At 70.6% G+C, this 25,365-nt stretch carries 11 protein-coding genes; 5 read left to right on the plus strand and 6 right to left on the minus strand.

All coding sequences use genetic code 11. The features are described from left to right. Positions 1-3: 3 nt before the first annotated feature. Together RUR_RS03585 and RUR_RS03590 are read right to left on the minus strand one after the other, a co-directional pair. Positions 4-687 carry a DUF1028 domain-containing protein gene (locus tag RUR_RS03585; protein WP_283133398.1) on the minus strand — a complete coding sequence of 228 codons (684 nt, stop codon included), beginning with the start codon at positions 685-687 and terminating at the stop codon, positions 4-6. Next, complete coding sequence (locus RUR_RS03590) at positions 687-1,088, minus strand: nuclear transport factor 2 family protein (protein WP_283133399.1); 402 nt, start codon at positions 1,086-1,088, stop codon at positions 687-689. Before RUR_RS03590 ends, RUR_RS03585 begins: the two co-directional genes overlap by 1 nt. A 487-nt stretch (positions 1,089-1,575) precedes the next feature. On the opposite strand from RUR_RS03590, the gene RUR_RS03595 reads away from it, so the two are divergent. The 3 genes from RUR_RS03595 to RUR_RS03605 all read left to right on the plus strand — a co-directional run bounded on the left by RUR_RS03595 (position 1,576) and on the right by RUR_RS03605 (position 7,102). After that, positions 1,576-2,844: a M20/M25/M40 family metallo-hydrolase gene (locus RUR_RS03595; protein ID WP_283133400.1), complete on the plus strand. Its 1,269-nt coding sequence runs from the start codon at positions 1,576-1,578 to the stop codon at positions 2,842-2,844. Positions 2,845-2,991: 147 nt separating this feature from the next. Further along, complete coding sequence (locus RUR_RS03600) at positions 2,992-5,754, plus strand: tetratricopeptide repeat protein (protein WP_283133401.1); 2,763 nt, start codon at positions 2,992-2,994, stop codon at positions 5,752-5,754. Positions 5,755-5,977: 223 nt separating this feature from the next. Continuing rightward, positions 5,978-7,102: a pentapeptide repeat-containing protein gene (locus tag RUR_RS03605; RefSeq protein WP_283133402.1), complete on the plus strand. Its 1,125-nt coding sequence runs from the start codon at positions 5,978-5,980 to the stop codon at positions 7,100-7,102. A gap of 70 nt (positions 7,103-7,172) precedes the next feature. Here RUR_RS03605 and RUR_RS03610 read toward each other — a convergent pair whose 3' ends face one another. The 4 genes from RUR_RS03610 to RUR_RS03625 form a co-directional block, all read right to left on the minus strand. Beyond that, on the minus strand, positions 7,173-9,539 hold the full coding sequence (locus RUR_RS03610; protein WP_283133403.1) for a hypothetical protein: 2,367 nt from the start codon (positions 9,537-9,539) through the stop codon (positions 7,173-7,175). 24 nt (positions 9,540-9,563) lie between these two features. Beyond that, positions 9,564-22,478 (minus strand): Tc toxin subunit A-related protein, encoded by a 12,915-nt coding sequence (locus RUR_RS03615; protein ID WP_283133404.1) that lies wholly within the window; start codon positions 22,476-22,478, stop codon positions 9,564-9,566. A gap of 280 nt (positions 22,479-22,758) precedes the next feature. Beyond that, positions 22,759-22,908 carry a GPGG-motif small membrane protein gene (locus RUR_RS03620; protein ID WP_283133405.1) on the minus strand — a complete coding sequence of 50 codons (150 nt, stop codon included), beginning with the start codon at positions 22,906-22,908 and terminating at the stop codon, positions 22,759-22,761. A 223-nt stretch (positions 22,909-23,131) separates the two neighbouring features. Next, entirely contained in the window at positions 23,132-23,578 is a 447-nt protein-coding gene (locus tag RUR_RS03625; RefSeq protein ID WP_283133406.1) for an SRPBCC family protein, read from the minus strand. A gap of 295 nt (positions 23,579-23,873) precedes the next feature. Between RUR_RS03625 and RUR_RS03630 the strand changes: the two genes are divergently transcribed. Beyond that, positions 23,874-24,134 (plus strand): hypothetical protein, encoded by a 261-nt coding sequence (locus RUR_RS03630; protein WP_283133407.1) that lies wholly within the window; start codon positions 23,874-23,876, stop codon positions 24,132-24,134. 93 nt (positions 24,135-24,227) lie between these two features. After that, positions 24,228-25,316 (plus strand): hypothetical protein, encoded by a 1,089-nt coding sequence (locus RUR_RS03635; RefSeq protein WP_283133408.1) that lies wholly within the window; start codon positions 24,228-24,230, stop codon positions 25,314-25,316. Positions 25,317-25,365: the final 49 nt, after the last annotated feature.

The raw sequence follows: 25,365 nt of genomic DNA on the forward strand, positions 1-25,365 counted from the left end.
CCGTCATCCCGGGCCGCCGCCCGCCGGATACGGATGCGGATACGCGGTGGCCGGCGGGAAGGTCCCGGTGCGGTCGTACTCGCCCCAGCACCGGTCCCATAGGTCGTGCAGCTTTCGCAGCGCGGCGATCGGGTCGGGCGCGTCGTCCACCCGCAGGTCGACCAGCGGGTGGCCCGTCCGGTCGTAGACCAGCACCGCGGCCGACTGCCTGCCCCGGGCGTCGCCGCCCGCCCGGTCACCGCCGTCGAGGGCGTCGACGATCCGGCTCACGAGATCGCCCGTCCCGGCCTGGAATCCCGCGATCACGGCGTCCAGGACCCGGGTGTCACGCAGCAGGTTTCCGGCCGCCGCGACGTGGTCGCCGACCCGGTCGCCGGATTCGTCGGGCACCTCGCGCCCGGTGTACACATGGGGATCATGGGCCAGCGAGACGGCCAGAAGCTGTCGGCGGTCTCGGCCGGGGTCCGCCGACAGGCCTCGGTCGAAGGCTTCGGCCGGGGAGCCCCCGCCGTCCAGGGCGTCCGCGATCCCGACCCCCAGCGGGGTGTTGACGGTCGCCTGGGTGACCACCACGGCCGACCCGCGGCGCGCCATGAGCGTCCGGCCTCCGACGCAGGGGCGCGCCGTGGCGATGCCCGCGCCGAAGAGACCCGCGGCCGGGTCGCGCGCCACGATCGAGAAGGTCATCAGGCGAGGTCCGGACGGGGGCCGGTGTCCTGAATCGAGAAGTGCGCGTGGATGATCTTCCAGTCGCCCGAGTCCCGGACCGCCACCTGGGTGGCGCGGTAGCAGCTCGGGTTGTGCTCGGAGGTGTGCCCGATCCACTCCTTGTGCCGGCTGACGTAGTCGGCGCTGATGCAGGCCATGTCACCGCGTACGACGATCCGGACCCGGCCCGGCGAATAGGGGCTGAGGAGTCTGAACTGCGGGCGATAGAAGTTCCAGATGTTCTCCCAGTCGGGCAGCCCGTCGTAGGTGTGCCCGTTGGTGTTGTAATGCCGGTTCTCGGGATTGTCATCCCAAACCGTCTTGAGCCGCTCGTAATCCAGGTCGTCGTTGGCCCGGAGGAATTCGTTGTGCAGGAACAAAAGCTGCTCGCGATCGACTTCCGTTCCGCCGTCAAACGATGTCGAAACCGGGAAAACAACATCCGCGCTATTCATGTCCCTCGTCTTCTCGTGTCGGCGGGTTGGTATGCGGGAAAACTATCCGGGCGGCCCCGGGCGGTCGATATCCAATCCGGCCGTAGTGGTTACTGGATGGGGATCACGACGTGGCCCGGCCAGGCCGTCCAGGGGCCGCCGCAGGGTGGTGCCTGCGGTGCTGTCACGATAGTTTATGCAGGTCAAATGGGCCAAAGCGGTTGACGGCGCCGCCTTTCGGAGGGTGTCGGCCGCGTCGCGGACCGTGGGCGGTCCACGTGGATCCGCGGTTGGCCCGGCCGCGCGGCGCGGGCATGATGGCGGAATGGCCGACTATCCTGATGCGAACAATCCGTGGCGTGGGCGATGCCGTATTCCCTTTGAACGTCTTGATCGGGAAAGGGCCGCCGCGGAGCGGACCCTCGCCAAAATCGTGTCCCAGCCCGCGGTCAGCGCGAAAGGCGATGACCTCGGCCCCGTCGCCGAAAGGCTGGCGCGGCTGATGCGCGACTGCGGACTGGAATCCGCGGTGCTTCCGACCGGTGGCGCCCCGATCGTCTTTGGAAAGCGAAAGGAATCCGATCGCCTTCCGACGATATTGGTGTACGGCCATTACGACGTCCAGCCCGTCGAGCCTTTGTCGGCCTGGTCGTCCGATCCGTTCACGCCGGTGATCCGCGACGGCCGGATGTACGGCCGCGGCACGGCCGACAACAAGGGGCAGCATCTAGCCCAGCTGCTGGCGATGAAGGCGGTGCTCGAGGCCTACGGGCGGCTGCCCGTCAACGTCGTGATGATCGTGGAGGGTGAGGAGGAGATCGGCAGCCCCAACCTGGAGCGGTGGGTCGCCGAGCACGCGCACCTGCTCCGGGCCGACTTCGCCTACACCTCGGACGGGGCCGTCCATCCCAGCGGGCGGCCCGTCGTGCTGTGCGGGTCGCGCGGGTTGCTGTACCTGGAGCTCACCCTGCGGGTGGCCTCGGCCGACCGTCACTCGGGGAACTTCGGCGGCGTCTCCAGGAACGCCGCGCTCGAACTCGCCCGGGTGATCGGCTCACTGTGGGGCGACGACGGCGAGATCGCCGTTCCCGGGTTCTGTGACGCCGTCGCCGAACCGGCCGACGAGGAACGGGCCGCCGTGGCCGCGCTCCCGCTGACCTGGCCGATCCCCGCGTCCGAGATGCTCCCGCGGGTGGACTCGCCCTCCGACTGGTTCGGCCGGGTGCTGCTCCGCCCCAACCTGAACGTCTCCGGGCTGGGCTCGGGCTGGACCGGCCCGAGCATGAAGACGGTCATCCCCGCGACCGCCACGGCGAAACTGGACGTCCGCCTGGTCCCGGACCAGGACCCGCACGACGTCGCCCGGCTGATCACCGAATGGGTGCGCGCGCAGGCTCCCGACGTCGAGGTGGACGTGATCAGCGCCGTCAAGCCGTCCCGGACACCGCTGGACTCCCCGGTGGTCGAGCGCGTCTCCCAGGCCGTCGAGTTCGCTTGGGAGCACCCGCCGCTGGTCTACCCGTCCCTGGCCGGAACGGTGCCCGACTTCGTGTTCACCTCGACCCTGGCGCTGCCCTCGGTCATCGTGCCGTACGGCAACGCCGACCAAGCCAACCACGCCCCCGACGAGAACATGCTCCTCGACTTCTTCCACAAGGGCGCCCGCACATTCGTGTCCGTCCTGCACGCTTTCGCGCCATAGGCACGACGTCCTATCCGGAAATCACTTTGCCGGGACTCACAAGGTGATCAATGATGGCCGGTATGAGGATGGATGTCCCGGTACGGGCCAGGGTGGCGTGGACATGACGGAGCCGGGCACCGGCGGCGATGTGATCGTCGGCCGCCGATGACCACCGCTCCCCCCGGCCCCGGCCCGGAGCCGACGATCCGTACCGGCGTGGATCGCGATCTGACCCGGATCGCCCACGTCGCCGGGAACATCACCGTCGCCTCGGCACAGCCGAGCCCTTCCCCACAGGACGGACAGACCGTCGAAGGCGGCGTCCCCGCCCGGCCTACCGCCTTCCAGCTCCGCGAGGAGCTGCTGCAGCTCCTGCACGCCCAAGTCAAAGCCGCCGCCGTCTCGGCGGTCACCGGCACCGCCGGGGTGGGCAAAACCCTGCTGGTCGCGAGCTACGCCTGGGCCTGCCGGCAGGCCGGATGGCCGGTGGTCGCCTGGATCGACGCCGAGACACCCGACCGGATCGTCACCGGGCTGGCCGGCCTCGCGCACCGGCTCGGGCTGCGCTACGGCCGCGACGACGCCGTCACCGCGGCCGACAAGACCCGGGAATGGCTGTCGGCCCGGTCTGCCGCAGGGCAGCCGGGACTGCTGGTGTTCGACAACGCCGCCCAGGTCGACCACATCACCGAATGGTGCCCGGCCGACGGTGCGGTCCGCGTCCTGCTCGTCTCCCGCAACCGCGCCTTCCACGACCGGTACCCGGCCCTCGAGGTGAACGCCTTCACCCCCGAGCAGGCGACCGGGTTCCTGATCGGGCGCACCGGCCTCGACGACCCCGCCGGAGCGGAGGCGCTCGCCCACGAGCTGGGGTTCCTGCCGCTGGCCCTGGCCCAGGCGGGCGCCTTCATCGCCCGGCGGCAGCCGACCTACCCCGCCTACCGGCGGCTCCTGGCCGACCGCCGTACGCCCGCCGTACGCGACACCCACCCCGCCGGCACGGCCGAAGCCGTCCTGCTCTCGGTGACTCAGGCCGAAGACGCCCTCCCCGACGCCGGTCGGCTGCTGCGGGTCCTGGCCGTGCTGTCGTCCGCCGGCGTCCCGGTCACCGTACTCACCGGCGGCGCCGACCCCGGTCTGGGCGACCCGCCGCCCACCGACCCGGCCGCGGCCGCCGCAACGCAGGAGGCTCTGGCCGCCCTGGTCGCCACCTCGCTGATCGGCCGCACCGAAGACGGCACGGCGGTGGTCATGCACCGCCTCATCCAGCGGGTGATCCGTGAACGCGCCATCCACGACGGCGACCTGTCCACCGCGATCGACCAGGCGATCGGGCTCCTGGAGGCGTTCAACGGCCGGATCCCCGACGGTGTACACACCTGGGCCGCACGCGGCGCGGTGGAGACCCTGCTGGAGCAGACCGACGCCCTGCACGCCCTCACCGGCGAGGCGGCCCTGCTCGAACGCCTGCTGATCCTGCGCATCTGGTGCGGTGTGCACCTGACGGAACTGGCCGATCTCACCCGGGCGGTCTCCCTGCTCAAGGAGACTCTGGCCGAACTGGAGGAGACCCTCGGCGCCGACCACCTCCACGTGGCGGCCTCCCGCGCCAACCTCGCCGCCGCCTACGAAGCGGCCGGAGACCCGGCCCGCGCCATCCCCCTCTACGAAGCCGCCTTGGCCGGCTGCGAGCGGATCCTCGGCACCGACCACCCCCACACACTGAACTGCCGCAGCAATCTGGCCTGCGCCTATGAGTCAGCCGGGAACCCGGCCCGCGCCGCTTCCCTGCTTGAAGCCACACTGGCCGTGAACGAGCGGGTACTGGGCGCCGACCACCTCGACACCCTGGCCTCCCGCGGCAACCTCGCCCGCGCCTATCAGGCGGCCGGAGACCCGGCCCGCGCCATCCTCCTGTACGAAGCCACCCTGGCCGACTGCGAACGGGCCCTCGGCACCGACCACCCCCACACACTGACGTGCCGCGCCAACCTCGCCCGCGCCTACCACGCGGCCGGAGACCCGGCCCGCGCCATCCTCCTGTACGAAGCCACCCTGGCCGACTGCGAGCGGGTTTTCGGCACCGACCACCCGCAGACGCTGGCCTCCCGCGGCAACCTCGCCCGCGTCTACCACGCGGCCGGAGACCCGGCCCGCGCCGCTTCCCTGTACGAGACGGCCCTGACCGAGCGGGAACCCGACCACCCCCACACGTCGGCTTCCCGCGCCGACGAGGCAACCAGGAACCCGTCCCCCGCCGTCCCCCGCTACGAAACCGCCTTGGCCGACTGGGAGCGGGCCCTCGGCACCGACCACCCGCAGACGGTGGCTTCCCGAGCCGACCTCGCCCGCGCCTACGAGTCGGCTGGACACCCGGCTCGCGCCGTCCCCCTGCACGAGGACATCCTGGCCGAACGGGAGCGGGCCCTCGGCACCGACCACCCCGACACCCTGAAATCCCGCGCCGACCTCGCCCGCGCCTACGAATCCATCGGAGACCTGGCCCACGCCGTCCCCCTGTACGAGACGGCCCTGGCCGGCCAGGAACGGGTCCTCGGCACCGACCACCTCGACACGCTGACCTCTCGCAACAACCTCGCCCGCGCTTCCCGGAGGGCCGCGGACCTGGCAGGGGACCTGTTCGCGGCCGCCGGCATCGCCCAAGCCCACGTGGCGGCCGGAGACCTGACCCGCGCCATCCCCATGCTCGAAGAGATCGCGGCCGACTGCGAGCGCCTCCACGGCGCCGACCACCCCGACACCCTGAAATCCCGCGGCCACCTCGCCCGCGTCTACGAGTCGGCCGGGTACCCGGCCCGCGCCATCCCCCTGTACGAAGCCACCCTGGCCGACTGCGACCGGATCTTGGGCGCCGACCATCCGATCACCAAGACGGTACGCGACAACCTGAACAAGTCCGGGAAGTAGCGACGTCCGCGTCAGGAGGTGTCTTCGGCCTCCGGCACCGGGGGATCCGGCTTGGTGATCACAACCTGGTGAATCCGGTCGACCCGGCCGCCGCAAACGGTGTGAGCTGAAGACCGTGAATTCCCTGACCCGGGGCCGCCGGCCACGACGTTCACCCGATCCGGCAGCGGCGGCGACCCCGTCGTCGCGCCTCCCAGCCTCCTGGTGGACCGGCTCCGGTGCCGTGCCCGTGATCACCGGGATCGTTCTCATCGCGGGGTGGCTACTGCCGGAACCGTCGGCGGCCGCCGTCTTCCCGTTCTCCCCGGCTGAGCCCGTGGCCACCCCAAGCCCTGCGGAAACGGCAACCGCCGCCGCCGGAGCGCTGCTCACCCTCCTGGCGGTAGGCGCCGGGATCGGGGTGGCCGTCTCGCTGCTCCTGGTGGCCGGGGCGGCCATCGCGCTGAGGCTTGTCTTCCGCAAGCGGCGCCACCAGGAGACCGCCGCCCGGATCAGCGAGCACGACGTCACCGAGCGCCGGGTCGCCGAGTTGTACGCCGCGGCCGCCGAGCAGCTTGGCCACCACACGCCGCCGGTGCGGCTGGCCGGGTTGTACGCGCTGGAACGCCTGGCCCAGGAGAACCCGGGGCACAGGCAGACCATCGTGAACGTGATCTGTGCCTACCTTCGCATGCCATGCGGCCCGCCCTCCCCCGGCGATCAAGGTGAGCCGGAGCCGCCGGGCGGCCCTGCGAGCCGACCGGCCGGTTCCCTTGCGGAAAGCGAGGGTGAGCATCAGGTGCGACGCATCGCCCAGCGGATTCTCCTCACCCACCTGAACCCCGGCAAGGAGGGGTGGTTCTGGCCGGACACCGACCTGGACCTCACCGGAGCCCACCTTGACGCGTGGGACATGAGTCGTCGACAGTGCCGGAACGCCGACTTCACCGGGGCGACCTTCCTGGGGAAGGCCGGATTCGGCGGAGCCCGCTTCACCGAGGACGCCACGTTCACCGAGGCCTGCTTCACCGGGTTCACCGACTTCACCTGGGCTGCCTTCGCCGGGTACGCCGGGTTCAAACGGGCCGGGTTTCAAGGTGTCTGGTTTGACGGAGCCACTTTCAGCGGGGTTGCCGAGTTCTCCATGGCCGATTTTGCGGGGGTCGCCGAGTTCAACGGGGTCCGCTTGGCCGGAAGCACCCGGTTCAGCGGGGCCTCCTTCGCCGTGGATACCGATTTTGACAGAGTCGTCCTCCCCGAGAACTTCTATGTGATGTCACCGCCGGGCTGGCGAGTGGCCCGGGATCCCGACGGGACCAGGCGGCTCGCCCGGCAGGAACCGGAGGCCGGAGGCCCGCCGGGAGAGTGAACCCCGGGATTCGGGTCCGCGACCCATGTCCTCGCCGATCCGAGCCGACCTGCAGTGGCTGTCCGGCCGGTCAGGTGGTCCCGCCCGTCGCGGCCTTCGGGTTGGCGAGGGCGTAGACCCTGTCGTGCTCCTTCCTGCGGACGGACATGATCGTGGCTCTGAGGACGGCGGTGTTGATTGGCTTGCGCGCGGTGCGGTCGCGTGAGAACTCGTCGGCCTTCGCGGTCAAGGCGGCGGCGGTGGCTTTGACGGCCTCGGCTATCTCTTTGTAGTGCTTCCACGGCCGACCGGATGTTTCGGACGTTGCGGTCTCGTCGTCGAGGTCGGTCATCACGACGTCGTCGCTCCGGTCGAGGGTGTCGGTCAGTTCCTTGGCGGTCGCGCGCATCGTCTTGATCGTCTCGTCGGTGCTCTTGCCTTCGAGGTCGAGGGCCTTCTGCTCGGTCGCCTTGTCGAGGGACTCCTTGTCGAACAGGACGGACGCCTTGGCGCCGCGGCGTTCGGCGTGGCCGCCCCGGTCGCCGGCGTCCACGGTGGCGTACGGCAGCAGGTTCCGGAACCTCAGATACGCGTTGACCGAATCCTCGGGGGATCCGGCGGACTTGACGTCCACCGCGGCGTCGAAGACGGCGGACAGCTGCCCGCCCTCCAGTTGCTGGGCGGGGAGCAGTACGGCGAGTTTGCCCATCAGATCGCCGGTGAGGTCGCCGTCCACCTCCTCGCCGAGCTTCTTGGGGACGTCTTTTCTGGCGGTGCCGTCCACCAGCTTTTCGACTGCCCCGACCTCGGCCACCCAGGCCGTCGTGTGCGAGCCCATGCCGTCGATCCCGCGCGGCGCGGGCGGCCGGCCTTGGACGACGAGCTTGCCGTCCCGGAAGGCGGTGACGAGGCCGCCGGTGCCGGCGTCCGCCGTCCACGCGCTGTCCTTGGCCGGAGCCGGCTTGTCGCCGAGGGCGGGATACAGGTCCTCGATGCGGCGGGCCAGTTTCTCGATCTCCGGGCCCTCCGCCTCGATGTCCGGCCGCCCCTTCAGGTATTCGGTGAGCTTGCGGGTGGCGGCCTTGGCCGGGTCGTCGCCGAGGAATCCGGACTTGACGACGGCGCCCGGGTAGGCGCCGGCCACGGTCGTCTGGTGTTCGTGCAGCAGGTGGGCGAGGATGAGTGCACTGTTGTCCAGGGCCTTGTCCCGGTCGCCGTTCAAGAACGTCTTCAGGTCGGTCAGCTTCCCGGACAACTCGGTCAGGGTCTCACCGGCCTCTTCGAGCCCATCGGAGTCCTTGGGGGTCACCCCGAGCGCGAGGGTCTGCAGTCGCCCGGCTGTCTGGGCGATCAGCTGCCCCATTTCCCGTATTGCCGGGTATTCCGACTTATCGAGGTCCTTGACCTTGTCGGCGATGCTCGTCAACGTGGTGGTGAACGTCGCGTAGTCGCCGACCGAAGGGGTCAGCTTCCTGCGCTTCTTCGCCGGCCCCGCAGACGGGATGACGAATTTTGGCATCAGCTTCTGCAGCTCGGTGGCCTGCGTCGTCGCCGTGTCGATGTCTTTCACGGTCTTCTCGATCCGCTTCGGTGCGACGGCGCGTCCGATGTCGGCCTCGCGGACCGCGGCCTCCGTCGAGAACAGCTGCCACAGTGCTTTCTTCGTCTGCTCCTGCTCGGCCGGGGTGAGAGTCGCCTTCGCATTCTTCTCGACGGCCATGACGTAGGTGCGTGCCGTCCCCTCCCCGGACCCCTTCGAGCCGCCCTCACTCTCGGCGGGCACCGTGGCGTACGGGAGGAAGTTGCGATAGGAGAGGTGGTAGCCGATCGCCTCGGACAGCAGGTCGGTGGCCTCCCACGTCGCCTCCTTGCCGGGCGGCTTGGCCAGTGCAGCTTCGGCCCGGTTCAGCAGGTCGTCCACCTGGGCGGCGTAGTGTCCCAGGGCGTCCTGGCGTCTGTCCTGGTCGTCGGGCTCAAGCGTGTCCCACAGCTTCCTGCCGGGCGAGTTCTTGTTCTCCTCCTTCATCCACGCTTGGGCCTTCTGCTGCTTGGCGCGCAGCTCCTGCACCGCCTCCTTGGGCGACTTGCCGTACAGGGAGGCGTGCACGGAGTTGACGACGCTCGCCCACGAGCCGGTGTGGTCGCCCATTCTGCCGCCGAACGGCGAAGGCGTCCGGGTGCTGCCGAACCGGATACTCGTGATCTTGTCGTCCTTGACGGCGACGTGCGGAACGAGCTGGACCCGCTGCATGGCGGGCAGGTCGCGCTTCTCGATCGTGAGCGGGCGCGGTCCCCGCGACCCGCCCGACGACGTCACGTCGTGCTCGCCGGGGTCCGAGCCGGTCCGCTTCCGTTTGAGCGCCGTGTGGTGCGTCGCCGAGCCGGTACGGCTCCCGGTCGAGGTATGGCCCCGGCTCGGCGATGGCGAACGCGACTTGCTGGGACTGGAAGGCCTCATGCTCCACCTCGCTGGGGGTCGGTGCTAGGGGGTCGCCCGGTACAGCAGGATCAGGGAGAAGCCGTCCAATGCGGCGGGGTCGCCCGTGACGGTGAGCCGCCACGCGCGGGTGCCCGCGACCAGGCCGGGCGTCTGCACGAGCTTGCCCGGGGCCAGCGCCAGCCGGGGATCGCCGTGCAGCAGGAACCGCGCGCTCCCGCCCGCCGCCCCGTACTGCGCCACGACCCCGGTGACCTGCCGCCCGGACATCGCGGGGAACAGGTCGGGGGTGATCGGCAGCTGGAGTTCGGCACCGCCGCCGGCCGTGAAGTCGTCCCACGCGTCGGGGAACCGGGCGGCGACGTCGAGGAACAGCGCCGACGGGTAGGGCTTGAGCATGCCCCGCACGGCGGTGGCGAAGGTCTCGCCGCCGTCCTCGGCGGTGTACCGCACGGTGATCACCACGTCGAGCAGGCCGGCCGGGGGCTTGCGGGTCTCCAGCCGCCAGCGGGACACCGCGCCGGTCCCCTCGAACGGCAGGTAGCGTTCGTCGTCGTAGCGCAGCTCGAACAGGCCGCTGTCCTCGCGCCCGTCGTCGACCTCCGACAGCGCGACCCGCTGGCCGGGACGCCAGTCGCCGCGCATGCTCTCGGGCGGGGATCCCTTGGGGTCGAGCAGGAAGCGCACGGCCTTGGGGTCGGGCGAGAGCACGGTCTTGTTGTCGATCTGGGTGAGGGTCGCGTTGGCGGTGACCGGCCCGTCGGCGGTGACGAAGGCGACGCTCACCGTCTTGATCCGCCGCCGGTAGTGGCCGGGGAAGTCCCGGTCGAAGAGGGTCTCGGTGAGCGCGAACTCGCAGCGTCCCCCGCTCGTCAGCGCCAGCAGGGCGGTCGCGTCGAGCTGGAGCAGCGACACCCGCTTGGTGATCTCCAGGCCGCGCCCGCCCGCGTCGAAGTAGGCCTGGCCGAGCCGGTCGAGGTCGAAGGCGAGCTGGTCTCCGGCGAGCAGGCCCTTGCGCCGGGAGTCCCAGTAGGTCGCCCTGATCAGCCCCGGTGCGGTGCCGCGCTCGGCCTCGAAGGCGCGTTCGGCGGCGCGGGCCATGTCGTGGGCCAACCGGTAGGTCTGGAAGTACAGCCCGGAGACCTGCCCGACCATCCAGCCGTACAGCTCGGGCCCGGCGAACTTGGCGGTGAGGAAGTCGGTGACGGCGGTGAGGTGCGCGATCTCCCGGTTGTGGATCTCCAGCTCGCGCCGGGCGACGGCCAGCTGGAGTTCGGCGCCGGTGAGCTGGTGGCCGAGCTGGACGACGTCGGAGCGGCTGGTGTCGCGCTGGAACTTCCAGTCCTGCTCCTGCTGTTCGTGGTCGGCCCGCACGCCGAGCACCTCGGCCAGCTGGCTGAAGCCCTCGCCGAAGGAGGAGGAGACGTCCGCACCGACTTCGAGGGCCTTGCCGACCTGTTCGCCGCCCACCTCGGTGCCCATGATGAACGGGCCGACGAGGGCCTGGGGCACTCCCGAGGCGATCGCGGCGCCGATCTTCAGCCCGCCGGCCACGAACTGCGCGACGGCGCCGATCGCCAGCATCGCCAGCCGGGCCTGCTGCAGCGGCGACATCCCCTCGTCGATGAGTTTCTGGTAGTAGGCGACCCGGTCCTCGGCGGCGGCTTTTGCGTCGCGGGCCTCGGCGAGGCTCTCCTCGGCCATCGTGACCTGGGTTTCCTTGATCTGCTTGGTCAGCGCGAGGATCTCGCCTTCCTGGCGGTTCTGCAGGAGCGTCAGCTCCTCGTTGTCGCGGCGGTCGATGGCGTCCAGCAGGCTGTTCCCGAGCTGCTGGAGCCGGTCGGCCAGTTCGCGGGCCCGCTGGTGGGTGAACTCGAACCGATAGGCCGGCACGGGTGCGGCCGCCGCCGCGACGACCTGGTCGGCGGTGAGGCCGCCGGCTGCGCCCCGTACCAGCGCCATGACGTCCAGGGGCGGGTCGAACAGCGGGATCGGCCGGCTGACCCCCATGATGTCCAGCGACTGCCGGATCTTGGTGAGCCGGTCCTCGACGCGGTTCCAGTACTCCAGGAACTGCTCGTTGCCCGGTACGTAGAAGTAGGGGTGGGCCACGCCTGCGTGCACGGCGCCCGCCTCCTCCAGCAGCGCGCCGTCGGCAGTGAGATGCCCGGTCTCACCCGGTCCGTCGCCCAGATCGCGGGAGTACGGCGCCGCGGGCGGCAGCGCCGCCGGGCCCAGCGTGACGGGTCTGGAGCCCAGCAGGTCGTAGGCGTAGATGTACAGCATCCGCGCCTCGTCGACGGTCTCGGCCGTGTACTGCCGGAACAGCATGTCGCCCCAGTCGAGCAGGTTGTCGATGTAGGCCATGACCACGGCCCGCCGGTAGGCCTCCGGACGCAGCTGGGCGATGGCGTGCGGGTCGTACGGGTCGTCCAGGTAGGCCTGGACGAGCGCCTCCCGGTCCCCCATCAGGTTGTACTGGCGGCGCAGCCCGCCGATCATCGCGACGCGTTCGCCGAGCCCGTCGGCGACGGGGCCGCGGGGCAGCGCGGCGAGGGCCGCCCTGACCGCGTCGAGGCCGGATCCGGCGAGGTCGGCGAGGTAGGTCAGCTGCTCGGCGGTGAGGTCGTGGGCCCGGCGGAACGCGGGTGCGAGGGCGTCCAGCTCGGTGAGGATCGGGGACAGCCGCGACTCGACCACGCTTGACCCGAGCGCGGCGAGGTCCTGCCGGCATTCGGCGACGAGCGCGGCGACGTCGACGGCGAGGAACGGCAGGAACCGCCAGTAGCGGGCGGGCCGGGTCGGGTCGAAGACGTACTCGTACCAGTGGCGGGCCTCCTCGAAGCGCTGCGCGCCGTTCAGCGCCTGGGCGATGAGCAGCGGAGCGTGGAAGAAGATCTCCCAGTGGTAGAGGCCGTTGGCGCTGTCGAAGTCCAGGTGCGAGCTGACCGGGACGTGCTCGGCGAGCTCCTGCTTGACCCGCACGGTCTTGGCGTCCGAGGCGGCGGTGCTGAAGGCGGGCAGCTCGTCCAGCTCCTGGCCGACGGGGTCGAGCAGCGCGTCCACGCCCCCGGCGAGCAGCCGCCGGTTCAGTTCGGAGGCGGTGCTGGAGGTCAGCCGGACCAGCTCGGTGGGCAGCGCGGCGATCTCGTACGGGCGGGGAACGGTGTCGTCGAGGGGGTAGGCCGCGTAGTTCGGCCCGAGGAACAGGTACAGGGCGGTGCCGCCGTCCAGCAGCCCGGTGAAGTCGCCGGGGAACCCGTCGGGCAGTCCGCGCCAGTTGCCCTGGTACGACAGGAACGTCACCGGGGTGCCGGGCTCCCAGTCCTTGGCGAGCGGGGCGTATCCGGCGGAGCCGACCGCGTATCGCCGCTCGCCGCGGGTCAGCACACCCTGGATCCGCTGGGCCGTCTTCTTGGGGTAGCCCTCGTCGACGTACTCGGGGATCGTCTCGCCGCCGTCGACGAGGGTGTACCGCACGTACTCGTCCGGCCCGACGAGGAACAGTCTGCCGCCGGCCACATAGGCGGCGTCGACCTCTCCGGTCCGTCCGAACCCGGTCGGGACCCGGCCGAGTTCCCGGGTGGACCCGCTCGTCGTGGTACCGCCGTCCTTCAGCGTGTACGACGCGCGGTCGTTGTCGAAGGAGATCACGAGCGAGCCGTCCTGCAGGACGGGCCCCGGACCTGCCTGCACGGGCACCTGGTCGGCGTTGCCCGCGAGCGCGTAGGACCTGGGCTCCACGGTGAGGTCGTTCTTCAGCCGTACATACCTGTCGCCGTAGACGAGGAAGACCTCGTCGCCTCTCCGGTGGACCCGGTCCACGCCGGTCGAGGGCACCCCCCACGCACTGGAGGCCGACTGGAGGCCCTTGCCGGAGCCGGTCACGACGAAGGAGTTGCGGGCCCGCGAGTAGAGCACCTCGGCCCCGCCGGGCATGGTGAACGCCACATCGATCTTCGACCAGCCCTTCGGCAGGTCGTCGGGGTTGTCCGCGAGTTTCTTCGGATAGCCGGGGTCGAGCGTGCCGAAGGGCCTCGCCGGGTGGCGGTAGTACTCGTCGCCGGCGAACAGGTAGACCTTGCCGCCGCGGATGACGCCGGAGTCGACGACGCCGTCGCGCAGCAGGGCGGTGCCGACGACGCCGAACCGGTCGGCCACCGGTTTGCGGGTCTGCTGCGAGGTCACCCTGTCGGGCGGTACGGCGATGTAGGTGCCGCGGGCCGCCTCGAAGAAGTACAGGGTGCCGTCGGTGAGGCGGAACCCGGCGTCGACCCGGTCCCAGGTGGTGGGCAGCCGGTGGTCGTTGCCCTTGAACGGCAGGAGCGGCGCGGGGTCGTCGGGGGCGGCCACGGGACGGCACAGGAAGCTGCCGCCCTTGTGGTCGACGCTGAACCAGCGTCCGTCCTGGCTGTCGGCGGGCGCGTTGAACCGGACGACCTGCTCCTCGGTGATCGCGGTGGCGGGGGGTTCGTCGAACAGCCGGTCGAGGTCGGTCGGCCGGGCCGGGGCGACGGTGGTCCCGGCGGGCAGCGCGTACATCTCGGGAGTCAGGGTGAACGCCGACTTCACCGGGTTGTCGCCGTAGGTGTAGGAGCATTGCACGACGATCGCGTCGTGTTCGCTGACGCCGGGCACCTTCCGCGACGCCTGCACGTAGAGACCGACGTCGGTGATCATGCCTTCGCGTTCCACGTCGGACGCGAGCACCTGGGCCGCCACCCACTCGCCGTTGAGGTTGCGGAACGAGTAGTAGATCTTCACCTGGAAGCGCGGCGGCGGCGCGTTGACCTGCTGGTGCCCGCTCGATCCCTCGGTGACGACGACGGTGGTCGTGGACGGGTCCCCGGCCGGGGCGGGCTCCACGGCCGGCCAGAACACGAACACCCGGCCGAAGGCGTGCACCGGGTGGACCCGGTCGGCGGCGATCTGCACGTCCACCTTCAGCCAGGGATCCCAGGTGGCCGAGAGTTTCCCGCCGTCGCGGAACTCGGCGGTGCGGTGGTAGTAGCGGCGCGGTTCGGTGCGGGTACGGCCGAAGAGCACGAGCCGCCGCACCTCGGGGCCGGCCTCCTCGGGCCGGTAGACGTAGCCGCCCGCGATGGCCAGCCGGGAGACCTCGGTGTACTCGTCGAGGTACCGCTTGTACGCGGCTTGAACGGCCTCGGCGGTGATGTCGCCTTGGAGCAGGTCGTCCTGCAGGGTGGAGAACGCCGGGGTCTTCCGGGTGCGGAGCTCGGGCCGCAGGTAGTTCTCCGGGTAGAGGAAGACCTTCCGGTTGGCCTCCCAGGTCCGGTAGCTGCGCATCCAGCTCCACCAGGTCCGCAGCCGGAGCCGGACGGCCTCGGGATCGGCCCCGCCCGGCAGCGCGACGGTCTCCAGGCCGAGCAGATACCGCTGGAGGTAGAGCTGGGTGGCGGCGATGGCCTCGCGGACCCGTGAGGTCTTGCCCTCGTGGCCCATGTCCACGTCGATGAGGTACTGCTCGTACAGCTCGCGCGAGTCGCCGTGCCTCGGGGTGAGCCAGGCGAGGAGCGCGTCGCGCCTGAGGACGTTCAGCCGGTCGCGTATCTGAGCCGACCGGGCCTTGAACTCCAGCGGGGCGGTCCGCCGCTGGAGTACGGCGTGCAGCGTGCCGGCGGCCGCCTCCAGGTCGGGGGCGGGTCCGAAGACCTTCGCCCAGACGTCGTACAGCTCGGACGGACCGGTGCCGATCCTGTCGGCCGCGGCGAACAGGTCCGTCAGGGTCAGCAGGAACTCGATCTCGAACAGCTGCTCCTCGTGGGTGCCGGCCCGCAGCAGCCCCATGTTGCGCCGGGCCCACCGCACCTCGTCGATGGGCTGCCCGAGCGTCTCGGCCAGGTAGGTGTAGGGGTCGTCGGCGCCGTCGAGGAAGAACGCGGCGAGGCCGTCCGGGTGGCTGCGGCACAGCTCGGCGAACCGGACGATCGTGTGCACGTCGCTCAGCCGGTAGTCGGCGGTGCCCGCCCAGCGATGCCGGAAATCCTGCGGGAACGTACGGTCCACGACGTGGTAGGGGCCGGAATACCGCAGGTACCGATCGCCCTTGAGCAGGTAGGTGCGGCCGTCGAGGACGAACGCGCCGTCCGGGCCGTCGTGGAAGTCGGCCGGTGTGTCGCCGAAGTCGTGCTGGAAGGTCCGGGGGTAGCCGGGTTCGATGTGGTCCAGGAGGCCGTCGGCCGGGTAGCGCACGTACTGGTCGCCGCTGAAGGCGTACAGCTCGCCGGACGGCGCGGTGAACGCCGCGCCGAGGCGGCCGGAGTCGAAGGCGTTGCGGACCGTCCCCCATCGGCCGCTCACCGGTTCGACAGTCCCGCCGGACAGGCATTGACGCCCCTTGAACAGCCGGATGACGCCGTCGGGGCCGCGGAACGCGGCGTCCAGGCCGTCCTGGAAGTCGGGCGGCAGCGGCGGCAGGCCCAGCTCGGCGGCGAGGTCGGCGAGCGCGCGCGGGTAGCCGTCGTCCACCCGGGTGCGGTCGGACCCCGAGTAGCGGACGTACTGGTCGCCGGAGAACAGGTAGATCTTCCGGTCGGCGACGAGCGCGGCGTCGACCCGGCCGGTCTCGGCGAAGGTGTTGCGGGTCCGACCGAGGGAGCCGTGCTCGAACGAGGCGGCCTGCGCCGTCGACACGGTGTGGCAGACCCCGCCGACGATCACGTGGATCGTGCGGTCGTTGCCGACGATCGCGTCGATCGGCCGGTCGAGGGCGTCCTCGAAGGCCTCGGGGAGCAGCGTGAACGGCTCCTCCTTGCGCAGGTTGCCGGCGACGGGCTTGGGGTAGCCGGGGTCGATGTTGCGGTAGACCGGGCCGGTGTAGCGGACGTACCGGTCGCCGGAGAACAGGTAGGTGTACTGCCCGCGCCAGACGAACGCCGCGTCGACCGTGCCGCCCGGGGCGAGGAACGGATTGGGGGAAAGGCCCCAATGCTCCCTGACGGGGGCGCGCGGGCCGAACGCGTCGTCGCGGAAGGCCGCACAGGTGTCGCCGAAGAAGAACCAGGTGGCGCCGTCGGAGGCGCGCAGCGCCGAGCGCAGCTTGTCAGGGGCGACCAGGTCGTGGCCGAAGCCGGGGTAGAGCCGTTCGATCGGGCGGACCACCGACCAGCGGCCGGCGCGGTCGTCGTACGAGACGCACTGCTTCCCGGCCAGCAGCACCAGTGTGGTGCCCTCGACCAGGACGGCGTCCGGGAGCGCGAACCCTTCGGGGGCACCGGGGAAAACGGCCGGGGTGGTGACCGGGTACCCGGCGTCCGGCGCGGTGTAGGAGGTGCCCGAGTAGACGACGTGCCGCACCAGCCCGTCCGGGCCGGGCTTGCCGTACAGGTGGGTCCGGTCGCGGTGCACGTAGGCCAGGGCGACACTCTCCAGCCCGCCCCAGTGCGCGGCGATCGGCTGCGGATCGCCCTCGACGACGGACGCGCCGGCGGCGTACACGACGAACTGATCGCCGCTGAACAGGTAGGTCTTGCCGTCGCGGCCGACGAACGCGGCGTCCACCGCCCCGGTCTCGCGCAGCACGTCGCGGGGGCGGCCCCACTCCTGCTCGATCGGGTAGTCGTGGCCGAGCTGGGTGTTGAAGCAGGTCGATCCGGTGAACAGGTACGTGGTGCCGTCCGCGCCGGTCAGCACGGAGGAGAGGCCGCTCGCGAACCGCGCGGGCACGGTGCGCAGCGTGCGCGGCCGGAACGGGACGGCGGTGACGGCGCGACCCTCCAGCGCCGACAGCCGCCGCCAGCCCTCGCCGGTTTCGGCGACGATCGAGCCGTCTTCGAGGTAGGCGCAGCGCACGTCGCCGAGTGGCAGGTCGTCGTAGCGACGGTAGGACGTCGTGGACACCGCGTGGCACACCCCGCCCCGGAACAGGTAGGCGGTGCGCCGGTCGGCGAACGCCGCTTCCACCCCGTCGAGTGGTACGGGTAGCGCGGCAAGACCCGGTTCCGCGGACAGCGCGGAGATCCGGCGCGGGTAGCCGGGGTCCACCACGGTCAGGTCGGTCCCGGTGTAGCGCACGTACTGGTCGCCGGAGAACAGGTACGTCCGGGTGCGGGTCACGTCCACACCGTCGACCTTCTCGACGACGTCGAGGACGAACGCCGCGTCGACCCGCCCGGAGCGAGCCAGATTGTTGGTGACGTGCCCCCACAAACCGGACACCGCAGCCGGATACCGGTCGTCGATCTCGGTGTAGTCGTCGGCGGAGTACCGCACGTACCGGTCACCGGAGAACAGGTACGTCCGGCCGTCGACCCCGACGAACGCGGCGTCGATCCGGTCGAAGGGGATGCTGTCCCACTTCTCGCGGATCTCCATCGGCTCCGACCACCAGCGGTGCCGGGCGTCGAACCGGACGAACCGGCTCCCGGCGAACAGGTACGTCCGCTGATCGCGTCCGGTGAACACCGCGTCGACCGGGTCGAGCCGCAGGTCGTCGGGCATGTTCCACCAGTTGTCCGCCAGCGGCTTGGGGAAGCCCTGGTCGGGGGTGCGGTAGTCGCGGGTGGAGTAGCGCACGTAGAAGCGGGAGCCGTCGCCCCGCGCCTTCAGCCGCAGCCCTTCCCGGACGACCGTGATGGCGACGCCTTCCCCGGTGGCGAGGTCCCAGCGCGGCGCGCTCCCCCGTACCCCGGTGAGGGTGAGTCCGTGCTCCTGGAAGAGGATGCGCAGCGCGGGTGTGAGCCGTCCCGCGTCCAGGTCGGCCTGGTGGACGACCGGAACCTCGAACAGCAGGCCGCCCTCACCGAACAGGTAGGTACGGCCGTCCATGACGAACGAGGCGTCCACCCGGGTCAGCCCGCCCCAGTCACCGGCGATCGTCCGCGGGAACCCCGGGTCGGCGGCCGAGTAGTCCGCGGTGGAGTACCGCAGGTAGGTGTCGCCGCTGAACAGGTACGTACGGCCGTCCAGCCCGGCGAACGCCGCGTCGACCCGGTTGCCGGGCAGCGCCGGGGTGAGCACCCCCCAGCGTTCGGCGGTCGCCGCGATGGTCGCGGAGGTGCCGTCCAGCGCGACGGTCTTGCCGTCCTTGAACAGGTGCACCACGCCCGACGGGTCGGTGAAGGCCGCCTCCACCCCGCCCTCGAACTGCGGCGGAACACCCTGGAGGCGGCGGGACACACCCTCGTCGGCGTGGACGCCGGGGTTCTCCAGGCTGTCGGAGTACCGCAGCACCTCCCCACCGGCGATCAGATGGACGGCGGACGGTACGGCGTACGCGGCGTCGATGCTTGTTGCGCCGGCGGAGGCCGAGCCGGTCCGGCCCCAGACCTCGGCGGCGGGCCGCTCCCCGTTCACGGTGATCCAGCGGTCGCCGGAGAACAGGTGCACGACCCCGTCGGGGTCCTGGAAGCAGGCGTCCACGGCCTCGTTGGCCCCCGGCACCGGCAGCCCCTCGTGGGACCGCCATTCGGCGACGTCACGCGGATAGCCCTCGTCGACGGCGTCGAACCCGGCCGAGTAGCGCACGTACTGGTCGCCCGCGAACAGGTACGTACGGCCGTCGTTGTCGGTGAACGCGCCGTCGATCCGGGCGGGGTCGGCGAACGCGTTCTTGATCTTTCCCCAGGTCTGGGTCTTCCGCGCCCAGCGGGTCCCGCCCCGCTCGCGGGTGAACACCAGCGCGGCGCCGCCGACGTCCCGTCCGGCGAGCCAGGCGACGCCGTCCGGCCGGGTGAACGCGGCGTCCACCGTCGACAGTACGGCCAGGTGCGGCGACAGGTCGCTGAGCGGGTGGCGCGCCGGGCTCGTGAGCGCCCGGGTGACGGCGTCGTAGGTCCAGTAGCCGCCGTCGTCGCCGAACAGCAGGATCGTGCCGTCACCGGCGTCGAGCAGGGCCTGGATCCGGTTGACGCCCGGCGGCAGCGTCAGCGGCTCGGGGTACTTGCCGACGAGGTCCTGGTCGGCGAAGATCACGCTGACCTCGACGGCGTCCAGGCCGAGCTTGGCGGCGAGCAGCGCGAACCGGCGGATCCGGCGGTGGGCCAGGCGCAGCCGGGGGTCGTCGGGCAACTTGGGCAGGTCGAGTGCGGGGGCCGCGAGGAGGGTACGGGCTTCGCGTTCCCCGCCGGCGACGCAACCGCACAGCGCACGCGCGGTGGCCTGGTCGAGGCCGAGCACGTCGGCGAGGCAGGCGTAGAGCGTCCGGTCCTGCCGGTCGGCCAGCGCGACGAGCCGGTCGGTGATCTCGGTGACGGCGGCCGTCAGGTCCTTCGCCACGGCGTGCAGCAGAAAGAAGACGTCCCGCGCGTAGTCGACCATGCCGGGCAGCGCGAAGTCGAGCGAGTTGTCGGCATTGGCGAAGTAGCCCAGCCAAGCGGGCGGTACCGCGTACCGCTCGGTGATCTTGCCCTCGGTGACCAGGTGGCCGAGGAGCGCGGCGCGCTGCTCGTCGGTCAGGCCGAGGCGGGTCAGCGCCGCCGGATCCAGCCGGTACGGGGCCTCGTCCCGCAGCATCCGGGCGATGTGCTCGAACACGAGCTCCTCGTCGGCGGCGCTGAAATCCGAGCCGAGGTCGACCGTGCCCTCCGGGTCGGCGAACACCGCGGGGTCGACGACCCGGCCGTCGGCCAGATCGACGCCGTCGAGCGCCCTGAAGGCCCGCTTGGCGGCGAGGTCGTCGGCGAGATGGAGGAAATCCTCGGCGGTGAACGTGGTCAGCTCGGCGTGGAAGGCCGCGATCTGGCTGCGCAGCGCGGCCAGGACGGCTTTGCGCAGCACCGCGAACTCGGCGGCCAGCCCGAAGTCGTCCGGGGCGAGGCCGAGCAGCGCCGCCTGGTCGGTGTAGCGGTCCTCGGCGTCGAGGTGGCCGTTGAAACGCAGGCTCGCCAGCAGCCGGTTCAGCTGGGCGTCGGTGAGCCGGAGCCCGGCCAGCACCGCCGGGTCGAGGGTGAGCGCCTCCGTGCGGAAGCGGTCCAGCCGCTCCTGGACCAGGTCGGCGACCGGTTTCACGGCCTCGGCCAGGTCGACGTTGACGACGAACTTCGCGGCGTTGTCCGGGTCGAGGAAGAAGCCGGGATCGAGGAGCTCGCCCTCCTCGTCGAGGTAGCCGTTGAACATCAGGTTGTCGTACAGCTCGGTACCGATATCCCCGAAGTCCGTCAGATCCGACGGGTAGAAGGCGGCGACACCGTTCACCGTGGCGGCGACCGCCTTGAACAGCATCTCGCGGTGGGACTCGAAGTCACCCGCCAGGTCGAGCTCGCCGGGCGTGGCGGCGAGCGTCCCGTCGGCGCGCAGCCCGGCCCGGTACACGAGATTCCGGAAGATCTTCCCCTGGAGGCGGTCGCCGAGGCCGAGCCCGGTGAAATCCGACGGGAAGATCACGCCCAGGTCGGTGACGGCCCGGTGGGCGGCGGCCTCGGCCTTGACTCGGTCCACCGCCAGCAGCCGGCTGCCGACGGCGGCCACGACCCCGTCGTCGAACGCGACAAGCACGTCGTGGACGACGCGGGCGGCCCGTATCCCGAACCGGTTCGACACGAGCGCCTGCGGGGTGAGCGCGACGGCGTCGAGCTCACCGCTCAGCCGGTCGAACAGCGCGACGAGGTCCGACGGGCCGGGGTCGGGCCGCCCACCGAGGATCTCGGCCAGCTCCGCGCCTTCGAACCCGGCGGTTCCCATCCAGCCGACGACCGCGAACAGCGTCTGCGCCAGCCACAGCGCGGGCTCCGGGGCGCCGCCCTCCAGCACCCGGTGCAGGTCGCGGATCTCCGACCCCACCTCACCGAGGACGGCGAACGTCGAATACCGCTGGAGCGCCGGGTCGCCCTCCAGCGCGACGAGCACGTCGAACAGCTCACCGGTGCCGATGCCGAGCGCCGACGCCAGCAGCCCGACCCGGCGTAGCAGCGAGATCTCCGCGAGCGTGACCCTGCCCCGGTCGAACGGGCTCGGCTCGCTTTTCGCGTAGTGCTCCCGATACCGCCGGACGATCTCCACGACGTCGGGTTCGGCGACCCCGATGAGCGCCGCCAGCCGGAACCGGTAGTCGCGGTTGGCATGGGTGAGGATGTCGCCCGCGCACTCCTCGACCGTCACGCCCTTCTCCGGACGCCACGGCACGATCAGCTCGCACACCTGCCCGACCTCGACGCCGTGCACCTTGCCGAGCCGCAGGACGGCGGCGACCGCGCGCAGCGCCGTACCGTCCAGCCGGCCTTGCGCACAGGAGGTCAGCACGAGGTCGAGGTCGGTGAGCGACAGGCCGGTGGCACGTTCCAGGCGAATCAGACGGTGAGCCCGGTCCAGCCAGCCCGGCGGCAGCTCGGCACCGCCGTCCGGCGGCACCAGCGTGGTCTCGTCCTCGTTCAGCGTGACCGGCCCACCCTGTCCGGCCAGCCCGAGGAGCTCGCGCATCCGGGGATGGTCCAGCCCGGTCGCCTCGGTGAACCGCCCCGCGTCCAGCAGCACCGCGAGCGTCTCGCCGGCGGCGAGGCCGTACCGCTCCCCGAGCACGGCCGGGTCGGTGCTCGACCCGGTGACGACCGCGGTGGTCTCGGGGGTGAGCCCGAGGTACTCCCGCGCCGCCACATCGTGGTCGACGTGCGTGGCGAACAGCCGGTACAGCTCCTCCGGCGTCACCTTCAGCTGCTCCAGGCAGACCCGCAGCCGTTCCGACCGCAGCGTGAACGGCAGCCCGAACGGATGCGTGGCCCTTTCCAGCGTCTCGTACGGCGCGCTCCCGGCGAGCCGCTCCAGCACCTCGTTGACGATGTCGAGGTAGGCGGTCTCGGTGAACGTGTTCTCCGAGTCGAGCACGACCTGTTTCAGGTCGGGCCGCCGCTCCAGCAGCTCGACCCGGTCGAACGTCCCCTCCAGGAGCCCCAGCAGCTCCACGAAGTACGCGGCCGGCGACCACACCGTCCGCGCGTCGTCCTTCTCGGGAAACCGCAGCTCCCCGAACAACCGTGAGTAGTCGGGCGACGATCCTTCGTGTGGCATGCGCATCTCCTGCAGGCGACCCGGAACGGCGCCTCATGCTCTCCGGAGATGAACAATCCCGCCTACTTACCACAAAGCCATAGATCCAATATCAATTTTCTCCAGCACAAAACCCTGTTTATTTGTCAAATCACCCAATATCTAGACAATCCCAGACTTGTCGGAGATTTGTGCCTGTCGCCGCCCGTGCACCAACACTCCGGAGACCCTCCGTCAAGACCCCTGTCCGGATCGACAAAAGCCTTGCGAATTCAGTGATCCGGACCGGCTCCCGGCCCGCTCACCCGTGAAAGATGCTCACCCCACCCGGGCCGATGAGCAGGCCGAGCACGATCAGCACAATGCCCAGCAGGATCTGCCGGCGCGCGATGATGACGTAGAGACCCCAGATCACGAGGACTACCGCGATGATCCACAATAAAGTCCACATAGATTAACCATCCCCCACCAAATGGATAAATACCTCAAATATCTGCAAATACCCCAATAGAGAGGAAGGGTCGTCGATGAAAACGAGGAGAGGCGTTCTCCGGGGAGGGAAGCGTCCGATGACCCGCTTCGGCTACTTCCCGGCCAGGCCTGCACGTGACGTGATCGCCTGTCGGGGATCGACGGGCCCAGGGTGCCCGGGGTGGCCACCCTGGGTCGAGGGGTCAGACGGTGCCACGCCAGGCGCCGGTCTCCTGACCGCGCCGTTCGATGAACACGGCGAAGCGGTTGAGGTCGCCTTTGACCCGGTGGGCCAGAATGCCCGTGTGGTCCGCCACGTTCTCGGCCAGCCCCTCGGGGTCGGTGTCCATCTGCAGGCTGACGCGGGTGCGATTGGCGTCGATCGGCTGGAAGGTGACGATGCCCGCGTGCCGGGGACCGGTGACCGAGGCCCAGGCGATCCGCTGGTCGGGGTACTGCTCGGTGATCCTGGCGTCGAACTCGCGTTCCACTCCGCCGATCTTGACCTTCCAGTGGGTCATCGTGTCGCCGTGCTGGACGACCGACTCCACCCCCTCCATGAAGTGGGGGAAGGACTCGAACTGGGTCCACTGGTTGTAGGCGGTGCGCAGGGGTACGGCGACGTCGACGGACTGGGTGATGCTGCTCATCGGTGATCCTTTCCTGTTCCGGTCGTGGCCGGTACGACGTTCGTCGCCCCGACCGTGAACAACCCCGGTACCCCTCTTTCTTGGCGCTATGCGGCCCACTCGGCCCTACCGCCAGGGCCCGAACCCGTCTTGACGCGGGAAGCGGAACGACGGCCGCCGTACGGCCGGGTGTGGGCCACGGCAGACCGGGTAGGCGCCTGAACAGGGAAAATCGGAATCGGGGGAGTTGAGAACCGTGCCACGTGGTTCGAGTCCCAAACGCGAACGGCAATACGAGCACATCAAGGAGAGCGCCGTGAAACGCGGCGAAAGCCGCAAGCGAGCCGAGGAGATCGCGGCGCGGACCGTCAACAAGGAGCGGGCCCGCGCGGGAGAATCGCGCACCGCGAGCCGTACCTCCCTCCAGGACATCTCCTCGGGCCGGCGCGGCGGCCTGCGCTCCCACAAGGGAGCAGGCGGGCCCACCAAGGAACAGCTCTACGAGGAGGCCCGGCGCCGCAACATCAAGGGCCGGTCCCACATGACCAAGGCCGAACTGGAGAAGGCACTGCGCTGAAGTCGGTCCACTCGCTGGAGCGACGGGTTCGTGAAATCCATCCCCGCGTGGAATGCCGATCGAATTGACACCGGCCCAGCCACAATGGCGGCCATGAAGCTGAAGATCGCACGAGCCGCCGCCCGTGACTGGATCACGACCGCGGGCCGCTTGTACCCCGGCTACCTCGGGGCCTATCTCAGCGGTTCGACCACCGCGCTGCCCGATGACGCCGAACTGCCCGTCGGCTCGGACGTCGACATCATGCTGGTCACGCGGCAGCCCGTCGACGGGCTCAAGCTCGGCAAGTTCGAGCACAGGGGTGTCCTGCTGGAGGTCACCTACGTGGCGTGGGACCGGCTTCACCCGGCCGAGGTGGCACTGGCCGACTACCACCTGGCCGGCGGACTGCGGTACGACACCATCATCGACGACCCGGCCGGGGCTCTGCACGCCCTTCAGCGGCAGGTCGCCGCCCGCTTCGCCGACCCGGCCTGGGTCCAGGCCCGCTGCCGGAGCGTCCGCGACAAGATCCAGACCGCGCTCGAGAGTCCGGATCCGGCGCTGCCCTGGCATGACCAGGTGACGAGCTGGCTTTTTCCCACCGGGGTGACAGCGCACCTGATCCTGGTCGCCGGCCTGCGGAACCCGACCGTGCGACTGCGCTACCTGCGTGCCCGCGAGGCCCTCACGGACTTCGGTCTGGCCCGGTGCTACCCCGGCCTGCTCCGGCTGATGGGCGCCGACCAGCTGACCGCCACTCAGGTCCGCGGGCACGTCGACGCCTTGGCCAGGACATTCGACGCGGCGGCCGCGGTAGCCAGGACACCGTTCTTCTTCAGTACCGACATCACCCCGATCGCCCGGCCGATCGCCGTCGACGCGAGCTATGACCTGGTCGAGCGTGGCGACCACCGGGAGGCGATGTTCTGGATCACGGCGACCTTCGCCCGCTGCCACAAGATCCTCGCCGCCGACGCCCCCGAGACCCAGGCCCGGCTGACTCCGTTGTTCGACGCCGTCCTGTACGACCTCGGCATCTCCTCCGGTAGCGACCTGAGGCACCGCACGCAAACGACGCTGGCGGCCCTGCCCGAGCTATGGGACACCACCGAGAAGATCATCGCAGCAAGCGTCCGAGGGAGAGAACGGGCCGTACGGCTTGCCCACGTGTTCCGGTTTTACCGTGGCGGTCACCTCTAAAGGTGATTCCGTGTGTGAGGGGCCGACGCAGTGTCGGGCTGGGGATTCG

This window comes from Rhizohabitans arisaemae (assembly GCF_025996515.1).
Lineage (GTDB): Bacteria > Actinomycetota > Actinomycetes > Streptosporangiales > Streptosporangiaceae > Rhizohabitans > Rhizohabitans arisaemae.

Coding starts and splice junctions, on each gene's coding strand:
- RUR_RS03625 (WP_283133406.1), bottom strand. CDS start 23,578: ATGAGCAGCATCACCCAGTCCGTCGACGTCGCCGTACCCCTGCGCACC.
- RUR_RS03635 (WP_283133408.1), top strand. CDS start 24,228: ATGAAGCTGAAGATCGCACGAGCCGCCGCCCGTGACTGGATCACGACC.
- RUR_RS03610 (WP_283133403.1), bottom strand. CDS start 9,539: ATGAGGCCTTCCAGTCCCAGCAAGTCGCGTTCGCCATCGCCGAGCCGG.
- RUR_RS03620 (WP_283133405.1), bottom strand. CDS start 22,908: ATGTGGACTTTATTGTGGATCATCGCGGTAGTCCTCGTGATCTGGGGT.
- RUR_RS03600 (WP_283133401.1), top strand. CDS start 2,992: ATGACCACCGCTCCCCCCGGCCCCGGCCCGGAGCCGACGATCCGTACC.
- RUR_RS03585 (WP_283133398.1), bottom strand. CDS start 687: ATGACCTTCTCGATCGTGGCGCGCGACCCGGCCGCGGGTCTCTTCGGC.
- RUR_RS03615 (WP_283133404.1), bottom strand. CDS start 22,478: ATGCCACACGAAGGATCGTCGCCCGACTACTCACGGTTGTTCGGGGAG.